Origin of the sequence: Fulvimarina manganoxydans (assembly GCF_900176465.1) — a bacterium.
GTDB classification, from domain to species: domain Bacteria; phylum Pseudomonadota; class Alphaproteobacteria; order Rhizobiales; family Rhizobiaceae; genus Fulvimarina; species Fulvimarina manganoxydans.
Window position 1 is genome coordinate 152722 of record NZ_FWXR01000002.1, and the last position, 18217, is coordinate 170938.

11 protein-coding genes are annotated in these 18217 nt (G+C 63.4%); 6 read left to right on the top strand and 5 right to left on the bottom strand.

Annotated features, from left to right (window positions below):
• Window positions 1-154 precede the first annotated feature (154 nt).
• On the top strand, window positions 155-1600 hold the full coding sequence (gene cysS / locus B9A15_RS03435) for a cysteine--tRNA ligase (RefSeq protein ID WP_084408635.1): 1446 nt from the start codon (window positions 155-157) through the stop codon (window positions 1598-1600).
• Window positions 1601-1720: 120 nt separating this feature from the next.
• Here cysS and B9A15_RS03440 read toward each other — a convergent pair whose 3' ends face one another.
• The 3 genes from B9A15_RS03440 to B9A15_RS03450 all read right to left on the bottom strand — a co-directional run bounded on the left by B9A15_RS03440 (window position 1721) and on the right by B9A15_RS03450 (window position 10670).
• The gene (locus B9A15_RS03440) at window positions 1721-1954 is read right to left on the bottom strand and encodes a hypothetical protein (RefSeq protein ID WP_084408636.1); all 234 of its coding nucleotides are present in this window, start codon (window positions 1952-1954) and stop codon (window positions 1721-1723) included.
• 215 nt (window positions 1955-2169) lie between these two features.
• A complete protein-coding gene (locus tag B9A15_RS03445) occupies window positions 2170-8730 on the bottom strand; it encodes a translocation/assembly module TamB domain-containing protein (RefSeq protein WP_084408637.1) in 6561 nt (2186 codons plus the stop codon).
• Window positions 8730-10670, bottom strand: a complete 1941-nt coding sequence (locus B9A15_RS03450; protein ID WP_084408638.1) for an autotransporter assembly complex protein TamA — start codon at window positions 10668-10670, stop codon at window positions 8730-8732. The genes B9A15_RS03445 and B9A15_RS03450 overlap by 1 nt, the downstream gene beginning before the upstream one ends.
• A 569-nt stretch (window positions 10671-11239) precedes the next feature.
• Here B9A15_RS03450 and B9A15_RS03455 point away from each other — a divergent pair.
• From B9A15_RS03455 to B9A15_RS03465, 3 genes are all read left to right on the top strand, one after another.
• Window positions 11240-11737 (top strand): (2Fe-2S)-binding protein, encoded by a 498-nt coding sequence (locus B9A15_RS03455; protein WP_084408639.1) that lies wholly within the window; start codon window positions 11240-11242, stop codon window positions 11735-11737.
• A gap of 104 nt (window positions 11738-11841) precedes the next feature.
• The gene (locus B9A15_RS03460; protein ID WP_084408640.1) at window positions 11842-14187 is read left to right on the top strand and encodes a xanthine dehydrogenase family protein molybdopterin-binding subunit; all 2346 of its coding nucleotides are present in this window, start codon (window positions 11842-11844) and stop codon (window positions 14185-14187) included.
• Between the two features lie 126 nt (window positions 14188-14313).
• Window positions 14314-15117: an FAD binding domain-containing protein gene (locus B9A15_RS03465; protein ID WP_084408641.1), complete on the top strand. Its 804-nt coding sequence runs from the start codon at window positions 14314-14316 to the stop codon at window positions 15115-15117.
• Between the two features lie 319 nt (window positions 15118-15436).
• On the opposite strand, the gene B9A15_RS03470 is transcribed toward B9A15_RS03465, so the two are convergent.
• Together B9A15_RS03470 and B9A15_RS03475 are read right to left on the bottom strand one after the other, a co-directional pair.
• Window positions 15437-16213, bottom strand: coding sequence for a tellurite resistance TerB family protein (locus B9A15_RS03470; protein ID WP_084408642.1), 777 nt, complete (start codon window positions 16211-16213; stop codon window positions 15437-15439).
• A 102-nt stretch (window positions 16214-16315) separates the two neighbouring features.
• A complete protein-coding gene (locus B9A15_RS03475) occupies window positions 16316-16981 on the bottom strand; it encodes a septation protein A (protein ID WP_084408643.1) in 666 nt (221 codons plus the stop codon).
• Between the two features lie 195 nt (window positions 16982-17176).
• Here B9A15_RS03475 and B9A15_RS03480 point away from each other — a divergent pair, with 195 nt between their 5' ends.
• The gene (locus B9A15_RS03480) at window positions 17177-17458 is read left to right on the top strand and encodes a DUF6460 domain-containing protein (RefSeq protein ID WP_084408644.1); all 282 of its coding nucleotides are present in this window, start codon (window positions 17177-17179) and stop codon (window positions 17456-17458) included.
• A 260-nt stretch (window positions 17459-17718) separates the two neighbouring features.
• A complete protein-coding gene (locus B9A15_RS03485; protein WP_139798180.1) occupies window positions 17719-18159 on the top strand; it encodes a hypothetical protein in 441 nt (146 codons plus the stop codon).
• The last annotated feature ends 58 nt before the right edge of the window (window positions 18160-18217 follow it).

The window sequence follows — 18217 nt, forward strand, 5'->3', positions numbered from 1 at the left end:
GAATATCGTTCGCCTCTGGCCAAGCCGCCTGATGTCCGCTAGCCAAGCCGTCGCCGGTTTTCGACCACACTCCTTAACGCCAGGGAGCGTTTCGACCGGCATTTTGCCGCTGGTGGAAAGGCCACCGCAGGACAGGCTTGATCGAGGACCGGAGATGGATGACGGCTTTCGCGGACTGACGCTCACCAACACCATGACCCGCCGGAAGGAGGCCTTCCGGCCTCGCGACTGGCGCGAAGGGACCGTCGCCGAGGCGGATCGTTGCGTGCGCATGTATGTCTGCGGACCGACCGTCTACGATTTTGCCCATATCGGCAATGCGAGGCCGGTGATCGTCTTCGACGTCTTGTTTCGGCTGCTGCGCCATCTCTATGGCGAGGCGCATGTCGTCTATGCCCGCAACATCACCGACGTCGACGACAAGATCAACGCTCGGGCGGCGCGCGACTATCCGGGTCTTCCGCTCAACGAGGCAATCCGCAAGGTGACGACGGCGACCGCCGACCAGTTCCATGCCGATATCGCCGCGCTGGGCGCGTTGGAGCCGACCTTCGAGCCGAGGGCGACTGAGTTCGTGACGGGCCGCGCCGACGGCCACGATATGGTGTCGATGATCGAGACGCTGATCGCCAAGGGCCATGCCTATGAGGCGGGCGGCGAGGTGCTGTTCGACGTCACCTCGATGCCGGCCTATGGCCGGCTCTCGAACCGCAAGCTCGACGAACAGCAGGCCGGCGCGCGTGTGGCGGTCGAGAGCCATAAGAAAAATCCGGCCGATTTCGTCCTCTGGAAGCTTTCGGACGAGACCGAGCCGGGCTGGGAAAGTCCCTGGGGGCGGGGGCGGCCGGGCTGGCATATCGAATGCTCGGTCATGAGCGCCGCGCTTCTCGGACAGACATTCGATATCCATGGCGGCGGGCTCGACTTGATCTTCCCTCATCATGAGAACGAGATCGCCCAGTCCTGCTGCGCCCATGGCACCGAAGCCATGGCGGACGTCTGGATGCACAATGGCTTCGTCCGGGTCGAGGGGCGTAAGATGGCGAAATCGGACGGCAATTTCGTCACCATCCATGACCTTCTCCACACCGAGACGTTTGGCGGTCGGCGTTGGCCAGGGCCGGTACTGCGCCTCGCCATGCTGATGACGCACTATCGCGAGCCGATCGACTTTTCGGTGAAGCGGTTGGAAGAGGCCGAGGATATGCTCGAAGGGTGGGGCCGTGCGCTAAAAGGCGTAGAGGCAGCGGCAAAGCCAGGAGAGGCATTCGTCGCAGCCCTCTGCGACGATCTCGCCGGCTCGGCCGCGATCGCGGAATTGCACAGTCTTCGACGCAGCGATCCGGCCGCACTCCGCGCCGGCCTCGATCTTCTTGGTGTCGATGTGGACGCTTTCATGCGTGAACGCGCCGGGTCATCGCGGATTGACGAAACGGCGCTTCAGACAATGGTCGATCAGCGCCTCGCCTTCATCCGCAAAAAGAACTGGGCTGAAGCCGACCGCATTCGTGACGAGCTGGCCGCTCAAGGTGTTCAGTTGAAGGACGGCAAGGACCCTGAGACCGGCGAGCGCATCACCAGCTGGGAGTTCAAGCGGTAAGGCGAAAAGCGTAGCGAGACATTCCTTCGGCTCTCATGGTGCGAAGCTGAAACGTGGCCCGTACATCATGCAAAAACCCCGACGGATGGCCTTCGTCGGGGTTTCTTTATAGGCCGGATCTCAGATCTTCAAAGCCGCGAGATCGCTAACGGCCTTATCGAGATCGGTATGGGCGTCGCCGGGTTTGCGGCCGGTCTCTTCGTTGCCTTGCCCGACTTCGTCCTTCCAGCGTGCGAGAATCTCTTCTTTTTCCTCGCGCGTCAGGCTGGAATGGCGCACGACCTCCGCAGGGTCTTCGAAACGCCCATGGGTCGGATGGTCGAAGCTCGCATGTTTCAAGGATTCGGTCGCCATCGGTTTTTGCCTTTCGTCTTTGTGCGAGGACCGTGACCCGCGCTGCATAACGAAGGCTTTCGCTGAGGGTTCGCTGTCCCTGGACAGCCACGCCGGCGCCAGTCCTCTGATTTGATTGAAAGACAAAACGCAGGGCGCGCGCCTTTGTTTCAAACAGCGACAGGCTGGATCGGTAGCTGCAAACCGATCCAGCACCCGTCCTCGCAGCGTTTCGATCAGAACTCGCCTTCGTAGAAGACGCCCACTTCGCCGCCGCCCTCGGTTGTCACCGCGCCGCGCGCCTTCAGCCCCCCACCAAGCTTCAGATCGACAGACACACGGCCCGTCGAGTCGACGCCGAGATAGATGTTGTCGTTGATATATTTGCCGACGCCCACCGCCGTCTGACCATCGGCCGTCGTCTTGATGTCGATATCGTCGACGCCGATCTGCGAGCGAAGATTCTCCAGAAGACCGGTCGAGCCGCCGACGCCGGCAAGGCTTGCGGCCGCTTCGGCAAGCTGCGCGATCTGGAGCGGCGACAGATCGGTCGTGCCCTGCTGGAAGATCAGCCGGGCGAGCACTTCGTCCTGGGGAAGGGCGGGATTGGCCGAGAAGGTGAAACTCGGATCGTTGGCCGGTCCCGTCACCGAGATGAAGACCGTATAGTCACCGGCGTCCGAGCGCGCGAGGAGATCGAGGGTCGGGATCAGATTGCCGGTGAAAGTGAGCGTGCCCTCGGTGAAGTCGAGCCGGCGGCCGAGAATGCCGAAGCGTCCCCGCCGCAAATCGAAGCCACCGGTAATGGAAGGCGAAGCCGCATTGCCGGTGATCTGGATTTCACCGCCGAGCTCCAGATCGAGCCCGCGTCCACGCACGAAGACGCGGCCCGGCGCGGAGAAGGTGATGTCGAAATTGACACCGCCACTCGCCCCGGCGCCCGCGGCCTGTTCGGGGAAGAGTTCACGCGCCTGCTTATAGACGGCCGGCGATGCGTTCACATGGGTGACATCGATACGGGCGAGCGAGGAAGGCAGGTTTTCCGGCACGAGGATGTTGATTTCCTGCGCCCGGACATCGCCCGAGATGGTGGGCGTCGCAGCCAGCGGCCCGGTGATCGACAGATCGGCCGAGAGCCGGGCCGTGACGATCTCCCCGTCATTGTAGCGCCCATCGATGAGCCGCACCGACAGATCGGCGGGGAAGGGCGGTTGCAGCCCGACCGTGCCGTCCACAAGGATCTGGCCGCCGCCGACGAGATTGGCCGAAAGATTGGTGATGGTCGCGCTCTGGCCATTCAACGCGATCGAGGCGTTGATCCCGTTCAAAGCGACGTTTGCGCCGGTATCGACGAAGCTCGCCCCGCTCGTCGAGACTGTGCCATTGATGCTCGGCTGGCTGACCGGGCCGGTGATCCGGGCATTCACGGCGACCGTTCCCTGTACCGAGCGCCCGCCTTCGGCGAGAGTGCGATTGGCGAGCGACAATGGCGCCGTGCCGTCGACGGACAGATTGAGTGTCGGCGTACCGGCGATATTGACCGTGCCATTCGCCGTCAGGCCGATACCGCTCCCCGACAGACTGGTGTCGGTGGTGAGGGTGTTGTTCGCGAAGCGTCCCGAAGTCTCGATAGCGAGGGCTCCGACACCGGCATCGCGCGTTTGCTGAACCGAGACGCCGCTGGCCTGGATGTCATAGGTGACGTTCGGGCTCGCCGGCGAACCACTGGCGGAGACCGTGCCGTTGATCGTCCCTTGCGGATTGAGGCCGGAGGCCGCCGCGCTGGCGATCGAGGCCGGGAGGTTCTGGATCCGCGCATCGAGGTTCAAGGCGTTCTGGCTCGCGGTGCCGGAGATGGTGATGGTTCCGCCGCCGACCCGCACGACGCCTTGCGACAGGTCGAGCGCGTTGCCCCGATAGCTGCCCGCGAGATTGGCATCGAGCGAGGGCGCACCAGCCGCGCGGCTCTGGGCGACGGAGACATTGGACGCCGAGATCTCGAATGTCGCATTCGGATCGGAGAGAGACCCCGTAGCCTCGGCCGTGCCAGAGATGGTCCCTTGCGCGCCGAGCCCATCGACGAAGCCATTGGCAAGGCCGACCGGAAGGCGGTCGATCTGGGCCGAAACGTCGAGCCTCTGGCCGACACTGCCCGTCACGCTCAATGAGCCGTCACCCACATCGGCCTGCGCGGTCTCGATCTGAACCGTGCCCCCCGAATAGGTACCGGAAGCGTCGAAGGCGATCGGCGCGACGCCGGAGCGGGCGATCTGGCTGGTGGTGATGCTTGAACCCTGAAGATCGAAGGTGACGTTCGGATCGGCAATCGGGCCGCTCGCCTGAGCCGTTCCGGAAATCGTGCCCCGAGCGCCCAGCCCGTCCACGAAGCCATTGGCGAGAGCGACGGGAAGCGCATCGAGATTGGCGGAGATGTCGAGCCGTTCGCCGACGGTACCTGACGCGGTGAGGGAACCGGACCCCACATCAAGTTCGGCATTGGCGAGGGTCAATGTGGCATTGCGGTAGGAGCCCGCTGCATCGAGGGTGAGGGGCGGGACGTCGCCGCCGGCGAGCTGCCGCGTCGTGATGCCGGTGCCAGTCAGGGTGAATTCGGCTTGCGGGTCCTGAAGCGAACCCGTGGCGGTGGCCGAGCCGGACAGTGTGCCCTCCGCGCCGAGCCCTTCGACGAATCCGTTGGCGAGCCCCACCGGGAGCCGGTCGAGCGCGATGTCGAGATCGAGATTGTCTCCAACCGTTCCGGTGGCGGTCAACGAGCCATCGCCGACCGTGACACGCGCATTGCCGATCCTGGCTGTGCCGTTCGCATAAGAGCCGGAAAGATCGAGGCTGAGCGGGTCAATGCCCGATCGCGCGATATCCTCGGTGGTGATGCCGCTGCCCGTCAGCGACACTTCGGCTTGCGGATCGGATAGGGAGCCTGTCGCACGGCCCGTGCCTGAAATCGTGCCAGAAGCGTTCAGATTGGGGACGAAGCCATTGGCGAGACCGACCGGCAACTGGTCGATCGACAAGTTGAGATCGAGCGTCTCGCCGACCGTGCCCGAGGCCGACAGCGAGCCTGTGCCGACATCGATCTCGGCTGTGGCAAGGCGCAGGGTGCCGTTTGCGTAAGAGCCTTCGAGATCGAGCGTCAGAGGCTCGATCCCGCTCTCTGCGATTTCCGTCGTGGTGAGACCCTGGCCGGACAGGTCGAATTCGGCTTGTGGGTTGTCGAGCGAACCAGTGGCGGTCGCCGTTCCCGACAGAGTGCCGGAGGCGTTAAGGTTCTCGACGAAACCATTGGCAAGGCCGACGGGGAAAGCGTTGACATCGACGTCGAGATCAAGGGCCCGTCCGACCGTGCCGCTCGCTCTCAAAGACCCGTCGCCGACATTGACCACGCCGGTCTCGATCGCTGCCGTGCCCTCGGAGAATGTGCCGGCGAGGCGCAGGGAAAGCGGCGCGATGCCCGAGCGGGCGATCTCATCCGTGGTGATTCCGGAGCCGGAAATGTCAAAGCGGGCATCGGGATCGGCGAGGGGGCCAGTGGCGCTCGCGGTCCCCGATAGGGTGCCGGTCAGGCTGAGACCCTCGACGAAGCCATTGGCGATCCCGACCGGGAACTCGGTGAGGTTTGCCGACACGTCCAGCGTCTCGCCGATCGTGCCTTCCGCCGTCAGCGACGCATTGCCGGTTCGAATGTCCGCCGTCTGGATTGTCGCGGTGCCGCCTTCATAGGAGCCGGCCGCGTTGAGCCGCAGGGGCTCGATGCCGGCATCGGCGATTTCCGGCGTGGTGATGCCCGAACCTTCAAGGTCGAAACGTGCATTGGGATCGTCGCGCGGGCCGGTCACTTCGGCATTGCCGGAGATCGTGCCGCTGGCGTTCAGACCCTCGACGAAACCGTTGGCAAGGCCCACGGGAAGGGCATCGAGGCGCAAGGTGAGGTCATAAGTCTCGCCGATCGTACCGGAAGCCGAGAGCGAGCCGTCGCCGATCGACGCATTGGCGCGGGCAAGGGTCAGAACGCCGCTTGCGTAAGAGCCGGCCGCTGACAGATCGACAGGCGGCACGTTGGTCGCGGTCAGATCGTCCGTCGTCAGAGCCTCGCCGGTCAGTTCGAATGTGGCGCTCGGATCGCTGGCCGCCCCCGTCACGCGCGCTTGGCCGTTCAGCGTCCCCGACGGCTCGACGCCTTCGATGAAGGGGCCGGCGACGGCCGCCGGCACGGCGTTCATATCGAGGGCGAGGTCGAGCGTCTCGCCGGCGGAACCGGAGGCCGAAAGCGAGCCCTCACCGACTGATAGGGTGAACCCGTCGAGCCGGGTGACGCCATCGGCTATCCGCAGCGTCGCATTGTCTTGCAGAGCGACCGGCGCCTGATCGATCGCCATGGTCAGCTTTCGCAGGCTGAGCATCGTCTCATCCGGTGCAAAACGCGCGAGCGCTGCGAGTTCGACCGGAACGCCGTCGAGGCGGGCATTCGCATTGAGTGCGTTGAAATCGTTCTCGCGCGACAGCATGACATCGAGATCGGTGACTGCGACGGCGCCAGTGTCGATCGCGTTCGCTGTTACCGAGCCGGTCGCGAAAGGGGTGCCGAGATAGTCGGAGACGTCGAGATCGATTTTGGCGCCGCTTAAGGTGGTACCGGCGATCGAGAGAGAATCGGCCGTAATCTCGGGCTGAGCGATCGGCGTGCCGTCGGCGCTTTGGTCAAGAGCGATCGTTCCGGTCACGTCGCCGGAGGCCTCAAGACCGCCAAGCGCGGCCAAGGGGCCGATATCCTGGATATCGAGGTCGATCGTGCCGAGCGGCGCAAGCGCCGTGGTGAGGCGCAGATCGCCGGTGACGCGGTTGTCGCCCTGGCGGATCAGGAGATCGGCCACCTGGCGCTCGCCATTGGGCATGGTACGCAGATTGGCCCGGCCCTCAAGCTCGGAGCCGTCCAGGAGCCCGGTGATCGTCACCGTCCCCTCCGGCGTGTCGCCGGCAAAATTGCCGCGCGCCTGGACCGAGAGATTGGCGAGCTCCTGGCCGTTGATGGAAAGCTGGTTGCCGTCGAGCGTCAGATCGACATTCGGATTGGCGACGGGGCCGCTCGCCTGAAGCGAGAACTGGGCCGCGCCGGAGAGGGCCGCATTGACGTTGGACGCCTCGGAGAGTGTGCCGTTGATATCCGCCGTGACCGTCTCGCCGGCAAGGCGCGCATTGCCGCGAACGGTGAGGCCGGAACTGTTGACCGCGAGATTCGACACCGAGATCGCATCGTCCGGCGTGCGTGTCACATTGCCCGCGAGCGACAACTCGTTGCCGGCGATGGGCACCAGCGCGGCGGAAATCGCAGATGTCTGGAAGGTGGAATCGAGCGTCAGGTCGAAGATGGCGAAGTTGAGCGCGGCCGTGCCCTGGATATTGGCTGTCACCGTCTTCGTCGTCGCCGTCGACGGATCGAATCGCAGGCCGTTCTCGGTCAGGGCGCCATTGGCCTCAATGCGCACCGGGCCGGTCAGGAGCCGGTCCTGAATACCCTCGGGACCGGCGACGTCGTCGGCGGTCGCAACGATCTGGACCGGTCCCTGGAAGGCCGTCAGATCGAAGCCGGAGCTCTTGACGGAGGCCTGAACATTCGACGCCTGATAGGCTTGCCAGCCGGCGGCCGGCAATGTGCCGGCAATGTCGAGGGCCGCGTTCGAGATGGCGCCCCGAAGCCCGGCCTGAAGCGAGGCAATGGTGAGGTTGGCGCCGCCGAGATTAAGCTCCAGGGCGCCGCCGCCGGGCGCGGACAGATCGACGGAGAGATCGTTGCCGGATCCGCTCGGATCGACCGTGCCGCGCGCGTCGAGTTGCAACGCGTCGGAAGAGAGTTGGGCCTGCTCGATCGCATAGAGCCCGTCATTGCGTATGACGACCTGGACGTCGAGATCGGCGCCGCCTTCCACATAGCGCTGATAGGCTTCCGGGACGAAACGCTGGGCAGCGACCTGGAGCGAGGCCGCGACGCGCCGGCCGGCATCCACATCGTCGACCCGCGCCGTTAGGCTCGCGGCCTGCTCGCCGCCGACCGTGAGACCACCATTGGCCATGAAGTTCGAGAGCGGCCCCGAGCCGTTGATGGTCAGATCGACTGCCGGGCGGTCTGGAATGTCGAGAAGCGTCGCGACGAGGCCGCCCTGCGGCTCGCTCGCCTGAACGTCGAGGGTCAGCCGGTTGTCGGCGGGCGCGAAGGCGATGTCGAGAGCGATCTGGCCCGGCTGGTCGAGGCGCTGAATGTCGGCTTTGACGGCCAGGTTCACCGGATCGTCCGACAGAGAAAGTGAGGCATTGGCCGACAGCCGCGCTCTGGTCCCGGCGATCGCCTCGCCGAGAATGAACTCGTCGATGCGGAACGTGTCGATATTGGCGGTGATCGAGGGAAGCGAGAAGCCACTGCTCTCCTCGCTCGGCGCCGAGGCCGGCTGGCCGGTCGGCAGACGTTCGAGGACGATCTGGCCCGCCGTCAGCTGCTCGATATTGACGTTGGAGCGCACGAGCGAAAGCGGCGACCAATCCATGGCGAGATCGCTCGCCGTCAGGAAGACGCCCTGCGGATCGGAGACCGTTATGCTTTCGATGCGGATATTGCCGGTCAGGGCACCGGAAAGGCCTTGAATGTCGACTTTGAGCGTATCGGAATTGATCAGATTCTCGATCTGGCTCGCGACGAAGTCCTGGGCGGCAGCCGGTCGCGGCATCACCAGCGGCGCGGCGGTGAGAAGGCCGGCAAGGAGCAGGAAGAGGCGGGCAAGAAAAGTCATCAGAAGGCCTGTCCGATGCCGGCATAGATCTGGAAGTCGGCGTCGCGCGGACCCGGATCGAGCGGAACCGCCACGTCGAGGCGCAAGGGGCCGAAGCTCGTCAGATATCGTGCGCCGACGCCTGCCCCGAGCTTGAAGTTGGAGAAATTCGGAACGAGCTCGTCCGAGACCGTGCCGAAGTCGAGGAAGGGCACGATCTGAATGTTCTCCGTAATGCTGACGCGAGCCTCGACCGATCCTTCGAACAGGGCCAGACCACCGATTGGCGTGTCCTCGAAGCGCTCGTTGAAGCCCGATCCCGGCGGCGTGGTCGAGGGGAAATAGGGTCCGATCGACTGGAACTCGTAGCCGCGCACGGAGCCGCCGCCACCAGCATAGAAGCGACGATTGTTCGGAATATCGAGAACGTCGGTGCCGAAGATCGTGCCATATCCGAGCCGGCCGGCAAGGATCAGTCGGTTGCTTTCGAGGGGCGAATAATAGGCTCGGCCATCGAGCCGCGATCTGAGGAAGAAGGCTGAATTCTCGATGCCATAGGATGGCTCAAGCGCCGCCTGGGCGTAGAAGCCGTCCGTCGGATTCAGCTCGTTGTCGCGGTTGTCGAAGGTATAGAGGATTGGCACCGCGCCGATGATGTATTCGCGCGTGCCGAGATAGTCGGTGATCTCCTCATATTCGCCCTGGAGATCGACCTTCAGCGTCTGCGCGTCGTCGATCTTGTATTCGACGCCGCTGGTGGCGGTCAGGAACAGGCGGTCATAGCCGAGCGGCTGCTGGCGACCGGCCGCGATCGAGCCGACATAGACCGAATCAGGACCCAGCACGCCCGGCTTCTTGAAGACGAGAGAAGTGTCGAAATCGATGCCGTCGATCTCGCGCGCATTGCCCGAGACGGCTGTCGCCCCGATGCGGGAGACCGAGGCGTCGAAGCGGATATTCTCGGCACGGCCGAAAAGGTTGCGATGGCCGACATAGCCGGAAAAACCGGCGCCTTCCGTGTTCGAATAGGTCGCGCCGACGCCGTAGAAGCCGAATTTCTGACGTTCGGCCACTTCGACCTGAACCGGTAGACGTCCATCCTCCGATTGCGCTTTGGCCTCGCGCACCGTCACCGAGGAAAAAACGCCGAGATCGACAAGGCGCTGGCGGGCGCGGTCCAATTCTTCCGGCGAGAAGGTCTCGTCCGCATAGATTCCCGCCATATAGGCGACAAAGCCCGGATCGACGGTTTCGGTACCCGTCACCCAAGTCTCGCCGAAGGGAACGCGATCGCCAGGGGATATGTCGATCGCATAGTCGAGGCGATCGTCGGCGGCATCTGCAAGGATGTCTCGATCGGTGACCGCTACGAAGGGACGCCCATCGTTTCGAAGGTCTCGAAAGAGTTTGGCTTCCGCGTCCAGGACATCCGTCGAGGCCGCCGAGCCGCCGGTTACCAAGCCGTATTCGGACGGATCGACCGGGACGCCGCCCGTATCAACGGACACCGCGCCGAGCGCGTATTTCGGGCCGGGCAGAATGCGAATCAGCACCGGAACGGGACGGGACGTGTCGAAGGTCGCGTCCGGGGCGATGTCGGAAATGTTCCGACCTTCGATGAAGATATAGACGAGCCCGTCATAGCGGGCGTTTTCGTAAAGGGCGGCGACGAGGCGCTTGCGATCCTGCTTGGCCTTGGCGATCAGGCCGAGCGAACCTGAGACCGGCTCGTCCTCGTCGGAAACGAGCACCGAGGCGCTCTCGAGATTGTCGGCCAGACTCCCGTCATCGTCCGGCGCCGGCGTCATCTCCACATTCACCGTGTAGTTGATGGGATTGATGACGGCGAGTTCGTTGTCGTCCTCGCTCTCGAAGAATTTGAAGCCGAAGAGTTCGAAGGCGGTGGCGGGGGAGCAGGCAAGGGCGATCGACAGTGTGAGGGCTGCGGCGAATCCGGCCATCTGGCGACGTTTTGTCGTCAACACGTACAGCTACCCCCAAAACGCGGCGCCGGCCCCGGCTCGGGGCGTCGCCACTTGTTGCCGGCTCTCATGGCCGGCCTCTTTGAAAACTCGCGCGGAACCTTGCGCCATCCTCGGCACATGCCCCCGGTCCCGCGATACTCGTCGCTTCGCCTTAGCAAAAAGCGCAACGCTTAATAAGACAACCGCTTGGTGATCACAGTCGCGTCGTTTCCTTCGTGTCGGAACCGATTCCCGGTGAGCTTGTGCCGTACGCGCCACAGCGACCATGAGGCGCGGCGTGGCGCGAAAGGGGCAGCTTCCGACCGTGTTTCAGTCTGGATGAGCAGCGGGGTGGTCGAAGGTCCAATACCGCGAAAAGTTCGAACTGTTCCAATATGTTGAGCGAAGCGCTTGATCGTGCGGCCGCTTTTCGGCGAGCCGGGCGCTTGCGAAGGGCCGTCAAAGCTTGCACCTTCGCTGGGACGGCAAGGAGGACGAGCGGCATTGTTGGGCGAGCAAATGCCTCGCCAGGCTCGTCGAATTGAGGAATTTCGGGGAGGAACGACGTGAGCAAAGTTTCGATGACCGTCAATGGTCGCACCATGACCGGCGATGTCGAGGATCGCACGCTTCTGGTGCATTTTCTGCGTGATACGCTCGGCCTGACGGGCACCCATGTTGGCTGCGACACGTCCCAATGCGGCGCCTGTGTCGTCCATGTGGACGGCAAGGCCGTGAAATCCTGCACCATGCTCGCCGCTCAGGCCTCGGGCTCGAGCGTGACGACGATCGAGGGTCTGGCCAAGGGCCAGGAGCTTCATCCGGTCCAAGCCGCGTTCAAGGAGCATCATGGGCTGCAGTGCGGCTATTGCACGCCGGGCATGATCATGACCGCGGTGGACATGATCGGGCGCCATGGCGCCTCGCTTGACGAGGAGACGGTCCGCGAGGAGCTCGACGGCAATATCTGCCGTTGCACGGGCTATCACAACATCGTCGCAGCCATCCTGTCGGCCGCCAAGTCGTCCGGCAGCCAGGCCGAGCAGCCGATCGCGGCGGAGTGATCGTCGCCGACGATCCGGCGCTCTTCATCTCATGATTTGACGGACGGGCCTTGGCTGCCGACACGCGAATGGCGGCGGGTCTTGCCAAAAGGGAGGTTCACCCGATGGGTGTGGAAGGTATCGGCGCAAAGGTTCTGCGCAAGGAAGATCGGCGGTTCATTACGGGCCGCGGCCGCTATGTGGACGACATGAGCGTGCCGGGCATGAAGCATGGCGCCTTCGTGCGCTCGCCCCATGCTCATGCGAAGATCAAGGGGATCGACACGTCTGCGGCACGGGAGATGCCCGGCGTCATCGACATCCTCGATGGGCAGCAGCTGAAGGCCGATCGGATCGGCAATCTCATCTGCGGCTGGGCGGTCTCGTCGAAGGACGGCTCGCCGATGAAGATGGGCGCCTATCCCGCGCTCGCCGACGAGACGGTTCGCTATGTCGGCCAGCCGGTGGCGATCGTCGTTGCCGAGACGCGGGCGCAGGCCCGCGATGCGGCCGAAGTCGTGATGGTCGATTACGAGGAAATGCCCGCCGTGGTCGGCTCCGAAGCGGCCCTTGCCGACGGTGCGCCCCAGCTTCATCCCGAGGCGGAAGGCAATCTATGCTTCGATTGGGAGATCGGCGACGAGGCGGCGGCGACCTCCGCGATCAGCGGCGCGGCGCATATCACGCGCATGAAGATCATCAACAACCGGCTCGTGCCCAATCCGATGGAGCCGCGCGCGGCGCTCGGCCATTACGATCCGGCCGAGGATCATTACACCTGTTGGACCACGTCCCAGAACCCCCATGTGGCGCGCCTCGTCATGAGCGCCTTCTACAATGTGGCGCCCGAGCATAAGCTGCGTGTCATCGCCCCGGATGTCGGCGGCGGTTTCGGCTCGAAGATCTATATCTATCCCGAAGAGATCGTCTGCCTCTGGGCCTCCAAGCGGACCGAGGTGCCGGTCAAGTGGACGTCGGACCGCACCGAGGCCTTCCTGACGGACGCCCATGGCCGCGACCATGTCACCCATGTGGAAATGGCCTTCGACGCCGACCACAAGATCGTTGGTCTCAAGGTCGACACCAAGGCCAATCTCGGGGCCTATATGTCGCTCTTCTCCTCGGCGACCCCGACCTATCTCTACGCCACGCTTCTGTCGGGCCAGTACGACATCCCCGCGATCTACGCCAATGTGAAGGGCGTCTATACCAACACCGCGCCCGTCGATGCCTATCGCGGCGCCGGGCGTCCGGAAGCCACTTACGTGGTCGAGCGGACCATCGAGACGGCGGCGCGCGAGCTCGGCCTTTCGCCGGCCGAATTGCGGCGCAAGAACTTCATCCGTTCCTTCCCGCATCAGACGCCGGTCATCATGAATTACGACACCGGCGATTTCGAAGCGACGCTGGAGGCCGGCATGAAGGCCGCCGACGTCGCCGGCTTCGAGGCGCGGCGCGAGGAAGCCAAGGGACGCGGCAAGCTGCGCGGTCTCGGCATGAGCTGCTATATCGAGGCCTGCGGCATCGCGCCGTCCAAGGCGGTCGGCTCGCTCGGCGCGGGCGTCGGTCTCTGGGAATCGGCCGAGGTCCGGGTCAATCCGGTCGGCACGGTCGAGATCCTCACCGGCTCGCACAGCCACGGCCAGGGCCATGAGACGACCTTCGCCCAGCTGGTCGCCGAGCGCTTCGGCCTGCCCATCGACAATGTCCAGATCGTCCATGGTGACACCGACAAGGTGCAGTTCGGCATGGGCACCTACGGCTCGCGCTCGGGCGCCGTCGGTATGAGCGCCATCGTCAAGGCGCTCGATAAGGTCGAGGCCAAGGCCAAGAAGATCGCCGCCCATGTATTGGAAGCCGACGAGGGCGACATCGTCATCGAGAATGGCGAGGTGAAGGTCGTCGGCACGGACAAGAAGCTCGGCTGGCACGAGGTCTGTCTCGGCGCCTATACCGGCCACAACCTGCCGGACGGCATGGAGCCTGGGCTGAAGGAAGGCGCGTTCTACGATCCGCAGAACTTCACCTTCCCGGCCGGCTGCTACATCTGCGAGGTGGAAGTCGATCCCGAGACGGGCACGACCGAGATCATCCAGTTCGTTGCGGCCGACGACTTCGGCAACATCATTAATCCGATGATCGTCGAGGGCCAGGTCCATGGCGGTCTTGCCCAAGGTATCGGTCAGGCGCTTTTGGAAGGCACCCATTACGACGAGGCCGGGCAGCTCGTGACCGCCTCCTATATGGACTACGCTATGCCGCGCGCCTGGGACCTGCCGATGTTCAAGGTCGAGACCCTGGTGACGGCCTGCACCACCAACCCACTCGGCATCAAGGGCTGTGGCGAGGCCGGGGCCATCGGTTCGCCGCCGGCGGTCATCAACGCCATCACCGACGCCATCGGCAATAACGATCTGTCGATGCCCGCAACGCCGGAGAAGGTCTGGAACGCGATCCACGCCGCCAGCTGATCGCTCAAAGGGCGGCGAAGCTTCATAGCATCGTCGCCCGCCCTGAATGGATGTCGAACAGGAGCTGAGAGTGCTCGCGCCAGGATGCGCTGAGCTTCAAGCTCCAGCGAGGGAGGACCAAAACCCATGTATGAAACCAGCTATCAGCGTCCGTCGAGCATCGATGAAGCCATCAAGCTTCTGGGTGACGGGGAAGGCGAGGCCAAGCTTCTGTCAGGCGGAATGACGCTCATTCCGACCATGAAGCAGCGTCTCGCCATGCCTTCGGTCTTGATCGATCTTCGGCATATTTCCGATCTGAAGGGCATCTCCGTCGACGGATCGAAGATCCGCATCGGCGGCGCGACGACCCATGCGGAGATCGCGCGCCATGATGGCATCAAGGCGGCAGCGCCATCCTTTGCCTATCTGGCAGGCCTGATCGGCGATCCGGCCGTACGTCATATGGGCACGATCGGCGGTTCGGTCGCCAATTTCGATCCGGCGGCTGACTATCCGGCCGCGCTTCTGGCGATTGGCGCGACGATCCACACCAACACCCGCGAGCTGTCGGCCGACGAGTTCTTTCTCGGCATGTTCGAGACCGCTTTGGAGGAGAACGAAATCGTCACGGCCGTTTCCTTCGAGGCGCCTCAGGCCGGCGGCTGGGAGAAGTTCCGCAATCCGGCGTCGCGCTATGCCATGTGCGCGGTCTTCGTCGCCAAGCGCACCGATGGTTCCGTCGGCGTCGGCGTGACGGGCGCCGGCAATAACGGCGCCTTCCGCTGGACGGAAGCCGAAAGCGCGCTTTCCGGGAGTTTCGACGGCTCCGCACTGGACGGCCTGACGGTCGACGAGGGCGCGATGATGTCGGACATCCACGGAACCTCGGCCTATCGCGCCAATCTGACCAAGGTCGTCGCCAAGCGGGCTCTTGCCAAGGCTAAGTGATACCGATGGACGAATGAAATGACCCTAGAGCGTCGGGCGATGAATCAGGATCGCCCGGCGCTCTATAACTCTTTGATAACGCGCCGGGTTTTTGAAAAGCCGGTATGCACTTTTTTTCGCCCGGCGCTCTAAGGGTCAATTGTCCGGCGAGAGTCTCGAACGCCTCTCGGGCTGCCGACGGGCTTTCGAAAGCGATGCTTTCAAAGCCTCGCCGGTAAAAATAGATCTCGCTCTGCGGAAGGGTTTGAGAACCGTGTGGTTGCGCGGGATCGGGCGATGGATCGACATTGCCCGATTGTCGGATTGTGGTCCGCCGCGCTCAGCCCTCCTCCGCCGTTCGCCGAATTTCGGCGGCGAGGTCGGCCGGCAGGGCGAGGCGGGCGGCGAGGAGATCGAGATAGGCCCGTTCGGCCGGATGGTCGGCATCGATCGCCAGAACGGAGGCCGTGTAGATTTCCATGGCGATTTCGGGCGTGCGCGCCGCCCGCGCTAGATCATCCACCGATCTCGGTCGGCGCAGCTCGTCCATGACGAGCCCTTTCTCGTCGGCTTCGAGATCCATCTCATCGATCTTGGAAAAGATCGCTCGCTCTTCCTCGGCGTCGATATAGCCATCGGCCTTGGCGGCGGAGATCATCGCCGACAGCATCAGCCGGGCGCGCTCATCCTCTTCGCCGCCGGGCAGAAACGCGGTGCCCTGTGGCTCCGGCATCTCGTCCGGTCCTTGCGTCGAGGGTAGCGCGCGGATCGGCTCGGCCCCCGGCAGTGCGGTCGTGCCCGAGCGCGTCTGATAATTCTGATAGGCCTTATAGGCGAGGCCAGCGACGAGCGCCGCGCCCCCGAGCTTCACCGCCGTTCCGCCCAGCTTCTTGGCCTTGAAACCCTTCCCCTTGAAGAGCTGGGAAGCAAGCCCGGTGGCGAGCGCGCCGCCGATCGCCGAACCGGCGGGGGACTTCATCAGATCGCCGACCTGATCCATCAGTCCGCCGCCCGAAGCGCTTCCGCGCCGTCCATCCCCGGGATGATGGGGCGTCCGGCCGGACCGTCCCTGGTTTGGCGCGCCCAAAAAATCGGAGAGAAGACGCTGAATGTCCATGCGGGTGAGGCTCCTTCGATACAATGCTCTTTCGCCGATATCGAGATGCCGCCCCGTTTTCGCAATGGATCGGGCGCGATAGATCGCCGTCACGCGGCCAGATTATTCCCCGGCTTCTTTGCCCAAAGGCTCCAGGGAATGGCGCTTGATCAGCGGATATTGCGTCATCATGAAGATGATCGTGATGGGCATGGTCGCCCAGACCTTGAAGCCAACCCAGAAATCCGTCGAGAAATTGCGCCAGACGACCTCGTTGAGGACGGCGAGGAAGATGAAGAACAGCCCCCAATTCAGGGTCAGCTTTCGCCAGCCTTCAGAATCGAGCTTGAACGCTTGATCGAAGACATAGCCGAGCAGAGACTTGCCGAAGCAAAGACCGCCCAGAAGCACGGCGGCGAACAGGCCGTTCACGATGGTCGGCTTCATCTTGATGAAGGTCTCGTCCTGAAGCCAAAGCGTCAGCGTGCCGAAGACGAGAACGACGGCGCCCGAGACCAGCGGCATCAAGGGCAGGGTGCGCATGATCGCCCAGGAGACGGCGAGCGAGATCGCGAGCGCGGCCATGAAAAGGCCCGTGGCGATGAAGAGCGGCCCGCCGAGCTCATGGAGAACCGGGAAGGTGTCGGCCAGCTGCTCGCCGCGCGAATTGGCGAAGAAGAAGACGAGAAGCGGCCCAAGCTCCAGCGCGAATTTGAGAAGCGGATTCATCTCCGCCCGCTTGGCGCTCGGCTGGGGGCCGGGTTCGATGATGCGATGCTCGTCGGTCATGGCTGTCTCGGCTTATCGTCTGCTGGTCGGCATATCGGTCCGAAAGACGGCTTTTCACAGATCGTCGCCCGGCCGCAAGGCGCGATTGTGTGAGACTCGAGCGGTAACGGCACGCAAAGGGGCTGATCTTCGCCTTTTTCCATCCCTATATCGGCGGCGCAATCGAGACGAGCCTCACCAAAGGAGCAGGACGGCATGTCAGGACGCGTGGAACGGTTTCTCGGGGGCTCGCCCATCCGGGTGGGCATCAATCTCGTCCTGATGTCGATCGCCGTCGGCCTGCTTCTCTCCTGGTTCGATTTGAGCCCCCGCCGGCTGATCGACGGGACGATCGATGCCGTGATGCGGATCATCGACACGGTCTTCGGCTCGATCGACAATGTGATACAGTATTTCCTCCTCGGCGCCGCGATCGTCGTGCCGATCTTCTTGATTTCGCGGGTTTTGAAAGTGGGGCGTCGCGACGATCGATATTGAGTTGCATGGACCAAGGCGGCGGGGGCCGGCATAGATCGGGCGGGAGTAAATGCCCTCCGGATGGGCGAGCGTGATTGTCGTTTGAACCGGAATACGCTGACCTTGCTTCAAGCGACCATGTTTGACGAGTTTTATTACAAATGATTGCTGCACCGATTTGGGCAAGGATTCGATAACGCCAGCGGAGCATGTTCGCGTTGGAAAGCGCCCTAACGGTCGCGAAAAGCGTATCCATTCAACCTGAAACTCGGATGCATCTCATGAATGTGACGATCTCTGCAGCGACGACCTCTCTTTCGAGCGCCAGTTCCACATCAACATCGTCGGATGCCAGCGCGGCTGAGCTCGCTAGTCTCAAAGCGCAGAAGGCAGATGCGGAACGTTCGCTCAGCGAGGCTGAGGCGACGAACGATACGGAAGCCGCCACGGAAGCCCAATCGTCGATCGATAGGCTGACAGCGGCCATTGCCAAGGCGGAAGCCGCCGCAAAAGCGGAGAAGACACAGCAGACTAAGACGACGACCACACTCGCTGACGCCGATACAGCTGAAAATGAGTCATTGGCGGAGAGTCCATTCGCTCAACGAAAGACACCCGACATGTCACGACTGAACGAACCGGAAACCACCGAAAACGATTCAAGACAGCTTTCTATAGGCGCACTGCGAACGATGGTCGCGAAAGCGTATCAGGAAACGTAGAATCGAGAGGCGTAGATCAGACCATCCCTAGAAAGCTTATAAGTCTGATATTCACGAG